Here is a 15,974-nt window from a genome sequence, read left to right as displayed (position 1 = left end):
GCGACGGGATGATCACGGTGAGCAGCAGCTGCTCGCCGTTGCGCAGCAGCATCCGGGTCTCCAGGGCCGCCTGCTGTCGGGCACCTACGCGCGGACCCCGCTGCCGGGGTAGCGGGTACGGCTGCGGGAGCGGTGGCCTGCACCACCCGCCATCCTGCCCGGTTCATCCGCTCGACGCGGGAGTCGTGGCTCGGCCCCTGTCCCCGATCCCCTCGGCGTGTCAGGCGGGTTCCGGTCGGTCCGGCCCGTCAGCTGCCGAAGGCGGTCAGGGCCAGGCGCTGGGCCACCGCCGGGAAGCCGTTGAGGGAGGACGAGGTGCCCATCGAGTAGACCACGCGCCGATCGAGGTTCCGGGAGGCGAAGACGCCGCTCCTGTATCCCGGGTCGGAGCCCGTCTTGCCCCACAGGACGGAGCCGTCGGGCAGCGGCACGGACATCAGCCCGACACTGAAGCAGGCCGTGCCCTTGCCGGGACCGGTGTTGCAGTTCGAGTCGTTGGCGTACGGCAGGGGCTTGCCGTCGGCGCCCTTCGGCAGCGTGAACAGCTCCGCGGCCTGTGCCGGGCGCAGCAGTCGGCCGTCGAACAGGCCGGAGACGAAGCGGTCCAGGTCGCCCGTGGTGGACGTCATGCTGGCGGGCAGACCGCCCTGTACGTTGACGTCGACCAGCTCGCCGTTGCTCCTCGGCTGGTAGCCGGGCAGGTACGGCCGCGGCACGGGCGTGCTGCGGCCCGGCGCGGCGGCCTCGGTCTCCCGCATCTTCAGCGGCTTCAGGATGCGGGCCGTCACCTCGTACTGGTAGGAGTGCCCGGTGATGTCCTCGATGAGCTTGCCGGCGACGTGGTAGCCGAAGGAGTTGTATTCCTGGAGGGTGCCGGGGCGGAAGCGCGAGCCGGGTGCCGGCCGGCCTTCCGGGCGGAGCGTCTGCCGGATCACCTCGTCGAAGGTGACGTAGTCGTGGCGCCGATCGATGTCCTCGTCCGGCGAGGTGGGCGGGGCGCCCTCGAAGTCCTGGGGCAGGCCGCTGGTGTGGTTGAGCAGCTGCCGTACGCTGATGGGCTCCTCGAACCGGCTCTCCGGCAGCAGTCCGGGCAGGTAGTGCTGCACGCTCCGGTCCAGGTCGACGCGGCCCTCGGCCGACAACTGGAGCAGGATCACCGCTTCCATGGGCTTGCTCACGCTGCCGATCCGGAAGTGAGCGCCGAGCCTGACGCGCTGCCCGCTGATGACGTCCCCCGACGCACCCCGCCACGTCTGCCCGTTCTTGTGCAGCTCGGCCACGACTCCGGCGGCACCGTCGTCCGGTCGCACGGTGATCGCCTCTCTCAGGGCGGCACGGTCCAGGGGAGCGGGGGGCTCTGCGCCGGCGGCCTGAGCGGGGGCGACGACTGCGAACACCAAGGCGGCGGCGGTCAGGGACAGGGCCGAGGAACGGCGCATGGGGAAAGCTCCACTCGGAAGGCGGGTGATGACGTCCCGGCGAGTCTGTCCGCCGGCCTGTCCGGGTTCGACGGGGATCACCCCCACCCCGACCCCGAACCGTCCCTGACCCCGTATCAGGGACGCCCTCCGCCTGGACCACCTCGCGCCCGCCGAAGCGGCCGTTCTGCCGGGCCGCGGCCACGGTGTCCTCACCGTCCTGCGCGGCGCACCGTCGGCTCGGGTGTGCCGTGCGCCCGGCGCGAGCCGTGACACGCCCGTCGGCCACCCTGCGCGGTCGCGCGCCCTCACGGCGCGTCCTCCCCGGCCCGGGCCAGCGCGAGTACGCCCCCGCAGATCAGGGCGATGCCCAGCAGTTGGGGGAGGAGCCACCAGCCCGACCGCAGGTGTTCCTCGTACAGGACCACGCCCAGCGCGATGCTGATGCTCGCGTCGCCGAGGGTCAGCGCCGGCTGCGAGGCGACCAGCGGGCCGCCCTGCATGGCGTGTTCCAGCAGGAGCAGGGCGCAGATGCCGCAGGCCCCGAAGGCGTACGTCTCCCAGGTCGTCAGGAAGGCGACGAAGCCGCTCTCGTCGAGGACGTGCACCGCGGACTTCATCAGCGCGGCGGTGAGCGCGTAACAGACGGCGGTGGCGGCGCCGAGGCAGCCGGCCCGGGCACGGCCGGGCGACAGGCGCAGCCCGGCCACGGCCAGGGCGGCCACCACGACCGCGCACGCCGCCAGGGCCACCACCCAGCGTTCGGGCGGCACGTCCGTACGGTTGCCCATGGGTGAGGCGGCCACCAGCGCGACCCCGAGCCCCGCCACCACCCCCGCCACGGCCAGCCACAGCACCCCCGGCAGCCGCTGTCGCGTCACCAGCGAGGCGATCAGCAGCGCGAGCGGCAGCTCCAGCACGAACAGCGGCTGTACGAGGGCCAGCGCACCCGTGGCCAGCGCCGCGGCCTGCCCCGCCCCGGCCGCGATCACGGCCAGGATGCCGCCGATCCACAGCGGCCGCCGCAACAGATCGAGGACCAGGCCGAAGCGGAAGCCGTCGCTCTGCGGCACGGTCAGCGCGGCCCGCCGCTGGAGGACGGTGGCGAGTGCGTTGCTGAACGCCGCGAACAGCGCGAAGAGGACCGGCAGGACGACGCCCATGCCCCGATCCTCACGGGGACCGCGGCCCCTCCGTGGCACGACACCGGGCCACGGCCGTCACGTTCCGCGCATTCCCCCGTCCGGACCTGCCGGCAGCCCTCAGGCATGCCCCGCGGCCCGGCGCAGGGCCAGCGCCGCGAGGGCCTCCGGGGCGCCGGCCTGGCCCCGGATACCGGGGAAGGCGTTGATGTCCACGATGAGCGGTGCCCCGCCGCCGGTGTCGATGATGTCCACGCCGTAGACGTCGAGCGCGAACACCGCGCCCACCTCGCGCACCAGATCCGCCCAGCCGGCAGGCAGTTCCATGAGCGGCAGGGGGCGGGTGGGGCCGCGGCCCCCCGGGGAGAGCTCGGACCGGCGCAGGGCCGAGAAGACCTGCTCCCCTATGGCCCACAGCTTGTGGTCCCAGCCGCTGTTGGGCGCGTACTCCTGCACCACGACCGGCTCGTGCGGCCATTCCCGGGCCAACTCCCGCAGGCGGGCCCCGTCGTTCACGCGGGCGACGAGGTCGCCCCGGCGGCTGCGCCGGCTCTTGACCACCACGGGGGTGTCGAGCCGGGCCCCGGCGGCCCACACCCCGAGGGAGTCGTGGGTACGGGTCGCGGCGAAGGGCAGCCCGGCCCGCAGGGCGAGCTGGGCCATCTCCGTACGGTCCTGGCACAGCTCGGTCGCCGCCGCGGAGTTCACCACGGCCGCTCCCCGCCGCTCCAGGTAGCGCGCGAGACCCAGCGCGTGCGGTGTCCGCGACTTCAGCAGGTACACCTCGGCGAGCGGCAACGGCACGTCCCCGAGCGTGACCGGATCGAGGGCTTCGACCGCGTGCTCCGGGGCCAGCAGCGCGGTGGTGTCCGCCAGCAGCGGGTGCCCGGGCTCCGGGGTGATCAGGCCGATCTTCACGCGCCGTCACCTCCCACGGCCGAGACCTGCGCCGGGATCGACAGGGGCAGCGGGTACGGCAGGGCCACGGGAGCCGGCGGTGGTGCGGAGCCACCCGTCCGCGCCAGTTCGAGGACGGCGCGGGCCACCCGCGCGGCGGCGTCCGGCACCTGCCGGAAGCTCGGGAAGTCGTTCACGTCGACGACCACCGGGCCGTCCGGGCCCAGCAGCACGTCCACGCCGTACAGGTCGAGCCCGTAGACCGCCCCCACCTGGACGGCGATCGCCGCCACCTCGGCCGACAGCGGCACGCGGCGCTCCCGTACGGACGGGTCCGGGTGCAGCGGGGAGCAGCGCTCGGTCGCGAACAGTTCCCCGCCGACCACGTACACCTTGATGTCGGTGCCCGAGTTGGACACGTAGGGCTGGGCGATGAGCAGGCCCTCGCCCGCGAGCGCGGGCAGCAGCGACTCCAGCCGCTCCGGCGAGGACACCAGGTGGACGGCCCGTCCGGAGCTGCCGTCCGCGGGCTTGACGACGAGCGGGTACTCCGCTTGCGGGATCTCCCTGAGCAACTCGGGGCGGGCCACCGCGTAGGTGGGCGGCAGCGGCAGGCCCCGGCCGCTCCCGAGGGCGGCGGCCAGCGCCTTGTCCCGTACGCCCCGGATGGACCGGGCGTCGTTGACGGTGGTCGTCCCGGCCGCGGCGGCGGCTTCGAGCAGCGTCAGACCGGGGCCGCCCGACACCGTCTTGAGCACCCAGGCGTCGTGCGCACCCGCGTCCACCACCTCGGTCATGCGCAGGAGCGAGCCGCCCGGCCGCACGACGTCCACCTGGTGCCCCCACGCGGTCAGCTGCCGGATCACCTCGTTCGGCATGCCGTCGTGGCGGTAGTGCTCCTCCACCAGGAAGCAGAGCCTCATGGACCTTCCCCATATTCCCCGGACGTCCGCCGATACCGTCCGGCGAGTTGTGACGTCACAGGATGTCATGGACCGCAATGTGATGATCGGTCCGAGTGTGGCCTTCCTCGCCGCCCTGCCCGCTCCGGATCCACGGGGGAGGGGCCGGGCCGTGGCCGGTCGGTGGACGGGGCGGCTGTGACGGGCTCGCAGGCCCTGTTGCCGGACCGGGCGAAGGTGCCGAAATCCCGGTGAATGATCGGACAATCGGCTGCTAGGTTGATCACGTGCCGAAGCTGAATCAGATCATCGCAGTGGAAAAGGGCGTCAAGTCCAAGTCCCTCCAAGAGCTCACCCAGGCTCACCACGACGTCCAGAAGCCCGCCCTGCTGGCGGGAATCTCCCGGACCTACCAGCCCAAGGACGAGGAGGGCGAGCAGCTGCCGCCCGAGTCCACCCGGGTCCAGGTCAAGGCCGAGGACGTGCTGCGGGGGACGGCGGGCACCCTGACGCGGCTGTTCGACGTGACGGCGACCAAGGACTGGGCCAACCGCACCGCGGCCGCCGACGTCGTCGTGGACGGGACGGTCCTGCTGGCGCAGGTGCCCGTGCCGTACCTGCTCTTCCTGGAGAAGCAGCTCACCGACATGCACACCTTCGTACGGAAGCTGCCGGTGCTGGACGCCTCCGAATCCTGGAACCTGGACCCGTCCACGGACTCCTGGAAGACGGACCCGGTGCGCACCATCCGCACCAAGAAGGTGCCGCGCAACCACGTGAAGGCCGAGGCCACCGAGAAGCACCCGGCGCAGGTCGAGGTGTACTACGAGGACGTTCCGGTCGGGTACTGGACGACCGTGAAGTTCTCCGGTGCGCTGCCGGCCCGTCGGGTCAACGAACTGCTCGACCGCGTGGAGAAGCTCCAGCAGGCCGTCAAGTTCGCCCGCGAGGAGGCCAACAGCGCCGAGGTCACCGATCAGAGGGTCGGCGACGCGGTGTTCGGCTACTTGTTCAAGTAGCCCCGAAGACTCCCTCTGTATGTCTGCAGGGGGTGCGCGAGAGCGCAAGCTGAAACTGATGTTGAAGCTGAACTGGGGTGTCAGTTGGGGGTTCGAATCCCTCCCCCGGCATTTCGAGCCGGGTTGGCCCAAGCTGGTAGAGGCGGCCCCGTTAATCTCAGATTCTCGCTCCAGTCTCAGTATTCGCCGCCGAACACCGGATCGACCGAGCGTGGACGATCATCGATGGATGGGGGTTCAAGTCCCCTCTGTGCCTCTTCTCATGGCGCGGTAGTTCAAAGGTAGAACACGTCGATCTAAGAATGATCCGCGACTCTTAAACGTGCCGGTGTGCGCAATTGGGTGGCACACAGGAGCCCGGGAGCTGGATATGCTCCCGGGCTCCGTCACGTTCCCGCCCCCGGTCCGGTCAGACCGGGACCGGTACGGACACGTACGTCCGGCCCGACTCGTTCTCGACGAGGATCGCCTTGACGTCCGCCGGGTCCACGGCCGCCGAACCGTCCAGCCCCGCGCCCTTGCCCTCGCCGTTCTCCTGGCTGCCCACGACCCAACTGCCGGCCGTCGTGCGCGTACCGTTCTTGGAGACGACGATCAGCCGGCACCGCTCACCCGGCGGCACTCCGGTGACCGCCGCGCGCACCCGCACCCACTTCGCCGCGGGCGTCATCTGTACGGTCATCCGCGCGCCCGAGGCCTGATCGGTCCCGGAGAGCGTCTTGGTCCCGGCGGGCGGCGGTGAAGGGTTCGCCGTGGCCGTCGGGGACGGCGGCACGGGCAGCGCCACCGCATCCGAATCGCCCGAGCCCAGCTGGGTGCCGGCCCAGAACACGGCGGCCAGCGAGGCCGCCACCGCCAGTCCCGCGAGCCCCGCGCGCCGTCGCGAGTCACCGGCCCGCTCACCGCGCATCTGCCGCAGTGTGCGCTGGAGCAGCAGGTCACCGCCCTGCGGCGGTCCGTCGAGGAACGCCTCGTCGGGCACCTCGCCCAGAGCCGCCTCCATCTCGCGCAACGCGGCCACCTCCTCCCGGCACTGCACGCATCCGCTCGTGTGTTCCTCGACCCGGCGGATCTCCTCGGCGTCCAAGACGCCGAGCACATAGGGGCCGAGCAGTTCCTCCTCGTGCCGCTGCCGGTTCATGCCACCACCTCACGCAGTCCGGCGGGCTGCTGGGGCGGCCTGCCCGATCGCTTTCCTTCTCTGGAACCGATGTCCCTGAATCCGTCGCTCTTGAAGACGTCGCGCAGCGCCTTGAGGGCGTAGTGCGAGCGAGATTTGACCGTACCCGCCGGGATGCCGAGGCTGTCGGCCGCCTCCGCCACGCTGAGCTGTCGGTAGTACAACTCCTTCAGGACGTCCCGGTGTTCCGGCGACAGCTGATCGAGGGCCCCCAGGACCGTCATGCTGTCCACCACGGAATCGGCGTGGTCCGCCTCCACCGGGGGAGCGGACGAGGCCCCGGAGACCTCGGGCGGCCGGGCGGCCTTCGCCCGGTACCGGTCGGTGATGATGTTGCGGGCCACCGTGAGCAGCCAGCCGCGCACCGAGCCCTTTCCGTTGACCAGCACCTCGGAGTGGCGCCAGGCCCGGATCAGCGTCTCCTGTACGACATCCTCGGCGGCGGCCCGGTCTCCGGTCAGCCGGGTGGCGTACGCGAGCAGGGCGTGACCGTGCTCCTCGTACACCGACTTGATCAGTGCCTCATCGGTCGAGCCCCGCCGAGTGCGGGGCCACAGTGGTCCGGCCATCTCACCCTCTCCGTCTTCCTCGCATATGTGGTGCGGTCGGAACACGCCACCGGGAAGGATTCGGTTCACGTGACGTGCGTCACCCGGGTTCCGTCGCCGGGTCCTGTCGCTCGGTTCCCGTCACTCGGTTCCCGTCACTCGGGCCGGGTCGCTCAGGTCCGGCAGGCGCGGCCCTCGTTGAGGCAGTCGACGACCTCGTCCATCTGCCGGTCGGTCATCGCGTTCACGAACATCGCGTGATCCGTCTTCGGGCTGTGCCGCTGCTCGGGGAAGGAGTCGAGGGCCACGTTCAGCCCCGCGGGGATCTCGTAGGCGAGGGAGACGCGCAGTTCGGGCACCGGGAAAGTGTCCTTCGGGCAGACGCCGTTCGCGGCGGTGAACAGCAGATGCGAGCGGTGCGTGACGCCGACGGTGTCGAGGCCGTTCCAGCAGCTCGGGAAGACGAGGGTGCGGGTGACGCGCTCGCCCGCGGGGCAGCGCGGATAGCGGGTGGTGGCCCGGTCGGGGGAGCCCGAACACCCCCAGCGGGCCCGGACGTCGGCCTCGCCGGCCGCCGTGTACGCGACGGCGTCGCCGGTCATCCCGCGCAGGAAGCGCGGCATCGGCACCACCTTGCTCACGGGATTGCCGCGGAACTCCACCAGGACCGAGGACTCGGGCACGATCTCGCCGACGTTCCCGTGCCCGGCGGAGTCCTCGTGCGGGCGCGTGCCCGGGCGGTCGGGGCGACGCAGGACGGGCCAGTAGTACGTGGACCGGTCGCCGCCCGCACAGCTCGTGGCGGCCGCGTCCAGCGAGACCTCCGTCGACAGCGCGTCGGTGGAGAGGTTACCCACGTAGGCGTGCGTGTGATGGGCACCGCCCGGCAGACCGGGCGAGACCACGAGGTTGTCCTCGTTGTAGTGACCCTCCTCGTTGCGGCCGCAACTCACCACCATCGAACCGGACGATCCCTCGGCCCCGGGGGCGGGAGCGGTTGCCGGGACGCGCGGGACATCACGTATCTCCACGTAGTCGGACGCCACCGGCCGCCCGTCCGCCGCCCCGGCGTGCGGACCGGCCGCCCGCGACGCCCCCAGTACCGCTGCGATCAGCCCGCCGCCCAGGACCAGGCAGACGGCGAGAGTGAGCAGCCGGTGTTCGTTCCCCATGCCGGTCACGGTTGCCGGTGGCGTCCCTGTCGTCAACCTGGCATCCGAATGGCGGTCGCGGGAAGATCGGTAGGCTGTCCCCATGACTGCGGGCGAGGGGGCCGAGGGCAGGAGCGCCGATCCTGACGGCGAGGGCTGGGGTGCCACGCGCTCCTGGGTGGAGAAGGGGTTGTCCGAGGCCGAACGCATCGAGAGGGTCGTACGGCTGCGCGGCGGCTGGACCGCACAGATGCGCCGCCTGGACCTCGGCGGCCCGGACGGCCGGCGCTCGCTCGTGCTGCGGTCCTTCGTCGCACCCTTCTACGTCCGGGCCGCGCAGGGCCTGCTGACCCGTGAGGCGGCCGTCCTGCGCCTGCTCGAAGGCACGGACGTGCCGGCGGCCGCGTTGGTGGCGGTGGATGCGACAGCGCAGTACTGCGACCACCCCTCCTTGCTGATGTCCCTGCTGCCGGGATCCGTACGCCTGGACGATCGGCATGCCGACGCCCGCGCCGACCTGCTGGCCCGCCAACTGGTGCGTATCCATCAGCTGCCGATTGCGGTAGAGCAACGGCCCCGCACCTATGAGGCCTGGACCTCGCCCGAGCGGGTGAGCCCGCCCCCGGCCACGGGGCGGCCCGAGCTCTGGCAGCGGGCGGTCGACGTCATCCGCCGCGACCCCCCGGACCATCAGGGCCGCTTCCTGCACCGGGACTTCCATCCGGGGAACGTCCTCTTCACGGGTACGGGCGAGGATCTTCGGATCAGTGGTGTCGTCGACTGGGTGGAGACCTCCTGGGGGCCCGCCGACCTGGACGTGGCGCACTGCTCGACCGCCCTCGCCCTGCTGCACGGTGTTCCGGCGGGGATGCGCTTCGCCGACCGCTATGCCGCCGCGGGAGGAACCCTGGCCGAAGACCGCACCGCCCATCTCCACTGGAGGCTGCTGGACGCGCTGGCCTTCGCTCCGGACGCGGAGAAGGTCGCCGTGCCCTGGCGCGAGCTGGGCCGCGTCGACCTGACGGCCCGAGTCCTGACCCAGAGGCTGGAGGGGTACATCCACGCCCTCTTCGAGAGGTATGCCTGAATCGCCAGGCCGCCAGGCCGCCAGGACACCGGCCGCTCCCGCTCTCGTCCTTCGCCCGCTGGTGCGTGGATGACGTCGCCGCACTGCTCCAGGCCTCCCCGGACCCCAGGCCGGAGTCCGAGGACGACGGACTGAGGTGGGTGCGGGCCCAGGAGCGGGGCTGGGCGGCCGGTCTCCGGTTCGGCTTCGCCGTCCTGGAGACCGGCCCGGACGCGTCGTCCTCCGCGCGACTCGTGGCCACGTCGTCCTCAAGGAGGTCGCGCCCGGCAAGGCCGCCGCAGAGGTCGGCTACTGGACGGCGGCCGGGGCGCGGGGCCGGGGGTGCGGCCCCCCGAGCCGGCAAGCCGTCACCGCCTGGTCCCTGGACGCCTTCAGGGCCGCCGGCCTCGAACGCCTCGAACTGCTCCACCAGGTGGACAACCGCGCGTCCTGCCGCGTCGCGGTCCAGGCCCGCACTTCAGAGGGGCGGTTTCAGGCGGGTTGGGTGCCGGCGGCCTGTGCTTTCTTGAACGCCTCTTCGCAGGCAGGAGTGCTGTTCACGGCCACGAGCGAGAGATGTTCGCGCGAGCCGGGCCTGTCCTCGTGCACGACCATGAGATGCCATGTGCCTTTGGTCAGCGAATATGCGACGGTGTGGGGCCTCTTCAGGCGCTGGGTGAGCTGCCATTGACGGCTGGTGAGGTTGTCCCGGAGCGGATGCCTGCGTCCTCGCCGCTCGGTTGCGGGCGGGGACCGAGGGCACCGCCTAGCGGTCGATCAGGTCAGCGGGTGGCTGCGTTGCGCAGGGCGAGGGTGGTGCGGGCGGCGGCTGCGAGGTCGGTTTCCCGGACCAGGCGTACGCCGACGATGTTGACGGCGTCGCTCCATGCGCAGAGGGTCTGGTCGCCGTCGGGCCCGGTCACGTGGCCGCAGCTGAGGCCGCCGCCGTGCTGGCCCGCGTCGAAGCGACTCACGTCGCGGGCCTTGCTCGCGGTGAAGAAGTCGCGGAGCTCCTGGGCGACCGATTTGGTCGCCTTGTTCTCGGCGACCTTGGGGTCCCAGTCAGCGCTGTTGACCAGGACGAAGAGGTCGTAGGACCCGTTGGCGTCCTGGTCGTAGTAGCCGGTGCGCATGCTGTGGGGGAGTTTCCGGTCGGCCAGCACTTCGGTCTCGGCACGTGTGGCGTCCTCGCCGGTCAGGAGGCGGAAGCGGTCGAAGAGGAGCGGGAGGACGATGACGGGGTACTCCTCGGTGCCGTCCGCGGCGACCGTTTCGATGGCGCGGGGTTCCGGATGGTAGGAGGCGGCAGCCTTCACGCTCGCGACGGCGGCGATGAACACGCTCACGCCCGCGATGAACCAGGTGCGCTTCCTTTTCCCCCGCACCGCTTGTGCCGGATCGCTGCCGGGCGGGGTGGACTGCGCGCGCCAGGCGCGGGTCAGCCACCAGAGCACGCCGATGCCTATGGCGGCGGGGATCATGTAGCCGATGACCTCGCCGAAGGCGAAGGACTGTGAGGTGGGGTCGATGGAAGCGACGATCATGCCGGGCATCGTACGTGTGATCGAAACTTGCTGAACTGCAATTACGTCACGGACCAGGCTCCACGCCGGCTCGTGCCGGTATGGAGTGTGCGGGACAGGCCCTGGTCCCCTCACGGGACGCAATACGGCCGGGGCCACCCCCCACCCTCCTCGCATCCCAACGGGCGCGCGGGACGGGGTGCAGCGCCCGCACCGGCCGCTGCCGGGCGCGCATCCGAGCTCTGCCGGTACGGGGGCGCTTGCCGAAGCACGACGGACGTCACCGACAAGGAACACGCTTGGCACCGTTGTCGGAATGGTTGCAGATCCGCTGTCACTGTCAGGTCTGGCACTTGTGCTCAGCGTGCCAGAGGACTTCGCCCGTGACGCGCGCACCAACGTTCGGGAGTTCGGCCTCGCGAGGCATTGCTGTGATCTCGGTCAGCCCGACCACGTCCGGAACGCCGTCGATCCGCAGGAAGACACCAAAGTGGCGCCGGCCGATGACTTCGCCAGCCACCGGTGTTCCACCGGCAGGGCCTTGCGCGTCGTGGGCCAGGGAGCCCGACCCCTGCTCCGACCTCAGCGCCGTCAGCAGGCCATGAGTACTCGTTCACACCTACCAACAGCCTTCAAGTGCGGCTGGCACGCGCAGACGTCATCGTGTTGCCGACAGCCGCCGGGAGCCACGGGCGAACGCCCGCGACACCGGCCTGCCGCGTGTTCGCGACCGAAACTACTTCTTGTTCGTCGTTTTGTCCGCCAGGTCTTCCTGGAAGGGCTTCTCGCATGCGGGCCCGGTGTCGTTGGCAATGAAGCTCGTCCAGTCCGTCCCATCCGCCCGGCCCTGGGGGTGGTGCCACGCCATGATTTTCCAGCCGCTCTTGTCGAACGCCTTGGTGACCGACTGCCGCTCGTCGGAACTCCCGCTCTCCTTCCAGCCGCGGCTGACCAGCGTGGCGACCGTGGTGTCGAAGGACTTCCTGGGGTCGGTGGATTTCGCGCCGTCCGCCTGCCACCTGACCGTGCAGGACTTGAGGCCCGGCGGGACGTCGTCCGCGGGCTGCCTCGCGGTGAACCCGGCCGCTGTGGCGGCGGCCTCTATCTCCTTTCTCACCGCTTCGATGTCCAGGCTGGCGCCCGATTCCGTCTGCGCCACGGCGGGCCCATCGGCTGACGGCACGACACCGTCATGTGCCCGGACCGAATCACCTTCACTTCCGCACCCCGCGATCAACAGCACCGCACCGGCGGCCGTGACCGCCCACCTCACCTTGCGCACGACGACGCATCCCCCTTCACGCGGACCCGTGGCCGCGATCAAAGCAGCAGTCTGCCACCGGCGCACGCCGGCGCGAACTGCGTTCGCTCACCGTCCGATGGCTGCGCAGCCACGGCTGTCAGGGCTGGGGGCGAATGCTGTTGGCCCGCGTACTCGGAACGTGAACCGCGGGCCGCCACCCCGCCTGCTTGACGCAGGTCCGGTCCCTCGCCGGCAGCTTGCCGGTGGCCAAGTACCGGTTGACCTGGTCGTCCACGCAGGTGTTGCCGTAGTGTCCGAAGAGGGCGTGCCGGTTGGCGCCCTCGAGCGTGACCAGCCTGGAGCTCGGCAGCTGCTTGTGCAGCTCGACGCTTCCTTTGTACGTCGTACGCGGGTCACCGGTGGCGGCGACGATCAGTGCAGGGGCATCGCGCCGCACCCGGGTGGGCTCTTCGCGCGGCGAGTCCCAGAAGGCGCACGGGTTGATGTTGTTGGTCAGAGGGCCGAACAGCGGGTGCGCGGTGCGGTTGCGCTCGATGTCCCGCCAGTAGAGCTCGGGATCGCGCGCGGCGGCCACGTCCCCGCAGATGACGGCGGACTGCGCGCCGGTGGGCTCGCCCTCACCGCGCAGCACGTACCGGAGCTCCGGGACGAGCGGAGGCGGCACCGTCGTCGGCCGGCCCTCCGCGGCTTTGGCCAGTACGGAAAGCAGCTCGCCGAACGACGCCCGCGCCGGGGCGGTGTCGTCCGCGATGCCCGAGAAGAGGAGGAGCGGCACCTGGCTGTCGTCGATCCGGAAGGCATCCGCGCCGGCGCCGATGGTCAGCGGACCGCGCGCGGCCGCCGCGACGATGCGGTCGACGGCGGCGAGCACCTCGGCGCGGCTGCGGCCGAGGCCGTAGGTGTCGTGGTGCTCCGCGGCCCAGGCGGCCCAGTCGGACAGCGCCTTCTCGTTCTCACGCTCGGTGCCCTTCAGCAGCCGGGGTCGGTAGTCGCTCGGGTTGATCGCCCCGTCCAGCACCATCCGGTCGTGGCGGCCGGGGAACATCTGCGTGTAGACCGTGCCCAGGTAGGTGCCGTACGAGTAGCCCAGGAAGGAGATCTTCCGCTCACCGAGCGTGCCGCGGATGACGTCCATGTCGCGGGCCGTGTTGCGGGTGGTGATGTGCGGGAGCACCGCGGCGCCGGTGGCCCGGCACTTGTCGGCCAGGCTCTTCTGCAGGGCGACCTGGCGGTCGAAGCCCGCCCGGCCGGTGCCGGCGGACAGCCAGGTCATGCCGATGGGCAAGCCGCAGTCCAGCGCGGTGCTGCGCCCGATGAAGCGCGGGTCGAAGCCGACGATGTCGTAGCGCGCGCCGACCTCCTTCATCGACGCGCGGGCCTGCGGCGGGGACTGGAGCGCGGGACCGCCCGGACCGCCGTTGTTGAGGAGGATCGCGCCGATGCGGTGGCGGGTGTCGGTGGCTTTGAGCCGGGAGATCGCCACGGTGATCGTGCGCCCCTGGGGGTCGGCGTAGTCCAGGGGCACGGTCACGTCCGCGCACTGCACGCCTGCCTGGTCCAGATCGCGGCCCGTGGTGTCGTCGGGGCCCTTGATGCAGCTGCCCCAGCCGAGGTGCTGGCGGTAGTACCGGTCCAGTCCGGCCCCGGAGCTGTCCTGGGAGGGGGTCTCGGCGGCCGTGGCCAGGACGGGGGAGGACGTGAGGCAGGCGGCGAGGGTGAGGCCTACGGCTAAGGCGCGGCGGGCGGCGGGACTGACAATGGTCACGGGGTCTCCTTGAGCATCGTCCGCTTCGTGTGATCGCATACCCCGAGGCTAGGAACCCGCCCTGGTACGGCACATCGCCCAAGGGCACGAGGACCCCGGTCCCGTTCCCCCCTCTGGTCCGGGACCTGCGGCCCGGTCCAGCCTCCCCCTCCGGGAGGAGACCGTCGGCGGGGCTGCGGTGAGGGCCGTCCCGGCCCCGCGCCTGCCGTAAGGGGACATGGCCGGACTGGCATGTGTCAGGACAGAATCGACTGCCTCGTCGAGGACGCCATGGGGAAGCAGGCACTGGCCCTGCCGCTGCAACTGGACGCGGCCTGCCAGGCGGTCGATGACCTGGCGCACGCCACGGAGGAGGCCTTTCGGTCACATCCGACGTGGCCATCATGGGTCTGGTGATCCACCCGCCCGGCGGGCACCCTCAGCCGACCCCTGCGCGCCGGCTGGGGCCCAGGGCCGGACCCTCGGCAAGATCCGAAAGAGACGGCCTACATCGCCGAGCATCAGCCTGAATTCGCCCATGCACCGGAGAAGTGGAGCGAGCCGAACGAGACCAGCTGGACGTACTTCCGCAAGCTGTTCCCGCCGCGGTAGAGCCGGTCCCCACCCCGGCCCCGGTCCCCGTCCCGGACCCGCGCGGGGCGCGCACGGCCGCCGGACATGCCTGGTCAGGGCCCTGCCGAGGGACCCCTGGGGGGAGCCGCAGGGGCGGACAAGGGTTTTCCCCGTATCGAGTTCATCCCCGTGTTGCCTACTGTCTGCCCACCGGCGATCTTCCCCTGGTCCTGCGGCACACACGCCAACCCCACATGGCGTGAAGGCAGCACGGCCGGGGGGAGAGCCGGGACCGCCGTTGCCCGGCCCCGCCGTTGCGGCTCGGGCGACGTGGCGCGCGGCGGAGGCCGGGGCGAGCTCGACCAACTCGCTCCCGGTCCCGCGGCCGCCGGACACCTCCCACACTGCACTGACCGGCCGCTCCGGCATGCCCGGAACGGCCCTTGAAGGGGAACACGTGCACGCTTCCAGACGCAGGCTCATATCCGTGGTGGCCATGTCCGTCACCCTGCTCGCCGGCTCCGCGACCGCCTCCGTGGCCCTGGCCACGGAGACCCCCGCCGCGGCCCCCGCCGCCACGGTCGCCCCCACCGCGCCGGTCGAGAATCTCATCGTCGGATACAAGACGTCGGCCACCGAGGCCAGCTCGAACACCGCGGCGGCCGACGACGCCACCGCCAAGGGCAAGAAGGCCGGCAAGAAGGCGAAGTTCGACCGCCGCCTCGGCACCGGAGCGGCCCTCGTCAACCTGGGTGGTGCGACCGCCCCGGCCGACGCGGCGGACGTCATGGCCCAGTTCCGCGCAGACCCGGACGTCGCCTACGTCGAGCCGGACACCCGCGCCTACGCCATGGCCGTCACCCCGAACGACACCGAGTACGCCAAGCAGTGGGACCTCTTCGAGTCCACCGCCGGCATGAACGTCCCCGGTGCCTGGGACACGACCACGGGCTCCGGCGTCACCGTCGCCGTGATCGACACCGGCTACGTCGCCCACTCGGACGTCGCGCCGAACGTCGTCGCCGGCTACGACTTCATCTCGACCTCCTCCGAGGCCCGCGACGGCAACGGGCGGGACAGCAACCCCGCCGACGAGGGCGACTGGAACGCCACCGACGGCGAGTGCGGTGTCGGCTCCAAGGCCAGCACCTCCTCCTGGCACGGCACCCACGTCGCGGGCACCATCGCCGCGGCCACCAACAACTCCAAGGGTGTCGCCGGCATCGCCTACGGCGCGAAGATCCAGCCCGTCCGCGTCCTCGGCAAGTGCGGCGGCGCCACCTCGGACATCGTCGACGCGATCACCTGGGCCTCCGGCGGCTCCGTCGCGGGCGTCCCGGCCAACGCCACCCCCGCCAAGGTCATCAACATGAGCCTCGGCGGCTCGGGCACCTGCGGCACCAGCTACCAGAACGCCATCAACGCCGCCGTCGCCCGCGGTACGACCGTCGTCGTCGCCGCCGGCAACAGCAACGCCAACGCGTCCGGATTCTCGCCCGCCAGCTGCAACAACGTGATCAACGTGGCGTCGACGAACCGCGCCGGCG

General features: G+C 71.5%; 16 protein-coding genes and 1 pseudogene. 6 read left to right on the top strand and 11 right to left on the bottom strand.

Annotated elements, in window-relative coordinates; all coding sequences use genetic code 11:
- Window positions 1-248: 248 nt before the first annotated feature.
- From ACWGIU_RS09775 to ACWGIU_RS09760, 4 genes are all read right to left on the bottom strand, one after another.
- Window positions 249-1,439, bottom strand: a complete 1,191-nt coding sequence (locus ACWGIU_RS09775) for a serine hydrolase domain-containing protein (RefSeq protein ID WP_453704083.1) — start codon at window positions 1,437-1,439, stop codon at window positions 249-251.
- A gap of 287 nt (window positions 1,440-1,726) precedes the next feature.
- Window positions 1,727-2,581, bottom strand: coding sequence for a DMT family transporter (locus ACWGIU_RS09770; protein ID WP_453704081.1), 855 nt, complete (start codon window positions 2,579-2,581; stop codon window positions 1,727-1,729).
- A gap of 99 nt (window positions 2,582-2,680) precedes the next feature.
- Window positions 2,681-3,478: an ATP-grasp domain-containing protein gene (locus ACWGIU_RS09765; RefSeq protein ID WP_453704079.1), complete on the bottom strand. Its 798-nt coding sequence runs from the start codon at window positions 3,476-3,478 to the stop codon at window positions 2,681-2,683.
- Complete coding sequence (locus tag ACWGIU_RS09760) at window positions 3,475-4,380, bottom strand: ATP-grasp domain-containing protein (RefSeq protein WP_453704077.1); 906 nt, start codon at window positions 4,378-4,380, stop codon at window positions 3,475-3,477. Before ACWGIU_RS09760 ends, ACWGIU_RS09765 begins: the two co-directional genes overlap by 4 nt.
- Window positions 4,381-4,646: 266 nt before the next feature.
- On the opposite strand from ACWGIU_RS09760, the gene ACWGIU_RS09755 reads away from it, so the two are divergent.
- On the top strand, window positions 4,647-5,378 hold the full coding sequence (locus ACWGIU_RS09755; protein WP_453704075.1) for a DUF7873 family protein: 732 nt from the start codon (window positions 4,647-4,649) through the stop codon (window positions 5,376-5,378).
- A 409-nt stretch (window positions 5,379-5,787) separates the two neighbouring features.
- On the opposite strand, the gene ACWGIU_RS09750 is transcribed toward ACWGIU_RS09755, so the two are convergent.
- From ACWGIU_RS09750 to ACWGIU_RS09740, 3 genes are all read right to left on the bottom strand, one after another.
- A complete protein-coding gene (locus tag ACWGIU_RS09750; protein ID WP_453704073.1) occupies window positions 5,788-6,519 on the bottom strand; it encodes an anti-sigma factor family protein in 732 nt (243 codons plus the stop codon).
- Window positions 6,516-7,127: a sigma-70 family RNA polymerase sigma factor gene (locus tag ACWGIU_RS09745; RefSeq protein ID WP_030725819.1), complete on the bottom strand. Its 612-nt coding sequence runs from the start codon at window positions 7,125-7,127 to the stop codon at window positions 6,516-6,518. Before ACWGIU_RS09745 ends, ACWGIU_RS09750 begins: the two co-directional genes overlap by 4 nt.
- A 152-nt stretch (window positions 7,128-7,279) precedes the next feature.
- Window positions 7,280-8,278 (bottom strand): DUF1996 domain-containing protein, encoded by a 999-nt coding sequence (locus ACWGIU_RS09740; RefSeq protein ID WP_453704071.1) that lies wholly within the window; start codon window positions 8,276-8,278, stop codon window positions 7,280-7,282.
- Window positions 8,279-8,360: 82 nt separating this feature from the next.
- Here ACWGIU_RS09740 and ACWGIU_RS09735 point away from each other — a divergent pair, with 82 nt between their 5' ends.
- Window positions 8,361-9,344, top strand: coding sequence for a phosphotransferase family protein (locus ACWGIU_RS09735; RefSeq protein WP_453704069.1), 984 nt, complete (start codon window positions 8,361-8,363; stop codon window positions 9,342-9,344).
- A gap of 136 nt (window positions 9,345-9,480) precedes the next feature.
- Entirely contained in the window at window positions 9,481-10,014 is a 534-nt protein-coding gene (locus ACWGIU_RS09730; RefSeq protein WP_453704067.1) for a GNAT family N-acetyltransferase, read from the top strand.
- A 91-nt stretch (window positions 10,015-10,105) separates the two neighbouring features.
- On the opposite strand, the gene ACWGIU_RS09725 is transcribed toward ACWGIU_RS09730, so the two are convergent.
- The 4 genes from ACWGIU_RS09725 to ACWGIU_RS09710 form a co-directional block, all read right to left on the bottom strand.
- Window positions 10,106-10,867, bottom strand: a complete 762-nt coding sequence (locus ACWGIU_RS09725) for a hypothetical protein (RefSeq protein WP_453704065.1) — start codon at window positions 10,865-10,867, stop codon at window positions 10,106-10,108.
- 319 nt (window positions 10,868-11,186) lie between these two features.
- The gene (locus tag ACWGIU_RS09720; RefSeq protein ID WP_453704063.1) at window positions 11,187-11,366 is read right to left on the bottom strand and encodes a hypothetical protein; all 180 of its coding nucleotides are present in this window, start codon (window positions 11,364-11,366) and stop codon (window positions 11,187-11,189) included.
- A 216-nt stretch (window positions 11,367-11,582) separates the two neighbouring features.
- Complete coding sequence (locus ACWGIU_RS09715; protein ID WP_453704061.1) at window positions 11,583-12,029, bottom strand: hypothetical protein; 447 nt, start codon at window positions 12,027-12,029, stop codon at window positions 11,583-11,585.
- A 217-nt stretch (window positions 12,030-12,246) separates the two neighbouring features.
- Window positions 12,247-13,875, bottom strand: coding sequence for an alpha/beta hydrolase (locus tag ACWGIU_RS09710; protein ID WP_453704059.1), 1,629 nt, complete (start codon window positions 13,873-13,875; stop codon window positions 12,247-12,249).
- Window positions 13,876-14,106: 231 nt separating this feature from the next.
- Here ACWGIU_RS09710 and ACWGIU_RS09705 point away from each other — a divergent pair, with 231 nt between their 5' ends.
- From ACWGIU_RS09705 to ACWGIU_RS09695, 3 genes and pseudogenes are all read left to right on the top strand, one after another.
- Window positions 14,107-14,271, top strand: a complete 165-nt coding sequence (locus ACWGIU_RS09705) for a hypothetical protein (RefSeq protein ID WP_453704057.1) — start codon at window positions 14,107-14,109, stop codon at window positions 14,269-14,271.
- A 75-nt stretch (window positions 14,272-14,346) separates the two neighbouring features.
- Window positions 14,347-14,466, top strand: a pseudogene (locus tag ACWGIU_RS09700) (DUF1838 family protein); the annotation flags it as partial.
- Between the two features lie 457 nt (window positions 14,467-14,923).
- Window positions 14,924-15,974 (top strand): S8 family serine peptidase (locus ACWGIU_RS09695; RefSeq protein ID WP_453704085.1); only part of this gene is annotated, 1,051 nt, incomplete at its 3' end.

It is taken from the genome of Streptomyces sp. NPDC054840, assembly GCF_053611065.1.
Note: the sequence above shows the minus strand (reverse complement) of the source record. Positions and strands in the feature narration are given on the sequence as shown.

Bases quoted from the DNA above. Each gene is read 5' to 3' on its own strand.
- ACWGIU_RS09775 (WP_453704083.1), bottom strand. From the start codon at position 1,439: ATGCGCCGTTCCTCGGCCCTGTCCCTGACCGCCGCCGCCTTGGTGTTC.
- ACWGIU_RS09770 (WP_453704081.1), bottom strand. From the start codon at position 2,581: ATGGGCGTCGTCCTGCCGGTCCTCTTCGCGCTGTTCGCGGCGTTCAGC.
- ACWGIU_RS09760 (WP_453704077.1), bottom strand. From the start codon at position 4,380: ATGAGGCTCTGCTTCCTGGTGGAGGAGCACTACCGCCACGACGGCATG.
- ACWGIU_RS09750 (WP_453704073.1), bottom strand. From the start codon at position 6,519: ATGAACCGGCAGCGGCACGAGGAGGAACTGCTCGGCCCCTATGTGCTC.
- ACWGIU_RS09745 (WP_030725819.1), bottom strand. From the start codon at position 7,127: ATGGCCGGACCACTGTGGCCCCGCACTCGGCGGGGCTCGACCGATGAG.
- ACWGIU_RS09740 (WP_453704071.1), bottom strand. From the start codon at position 8,278: ATGGGGAACGAACACCGGCTGCTCACTCTCGCCGTCTGCCTGGTCCTG.
- ACWGIU_RS09735 (WP_453704069.1), top strand. From the start codon at position 8,361: ATGACTGCGGGCGAGGGGGCCGAGGGCAGGAGCGCCGATCCTGACGGC.
- ACWGIU_RS09725 (WP_453704065.1), bottom strand. From the start codon at position 10,867: ATGATCGTCGCTTCCATCGACCCCACCTCACAGTCCTTCGCCTTCGGC.
- ACWGIU_RS09705 (WP_453704057.1), top strand. From the start codon at position 14,107: ATGTGTCAGGACAGAATCGACTGCCTCGTCGAGGACGCCATGGGGAAG.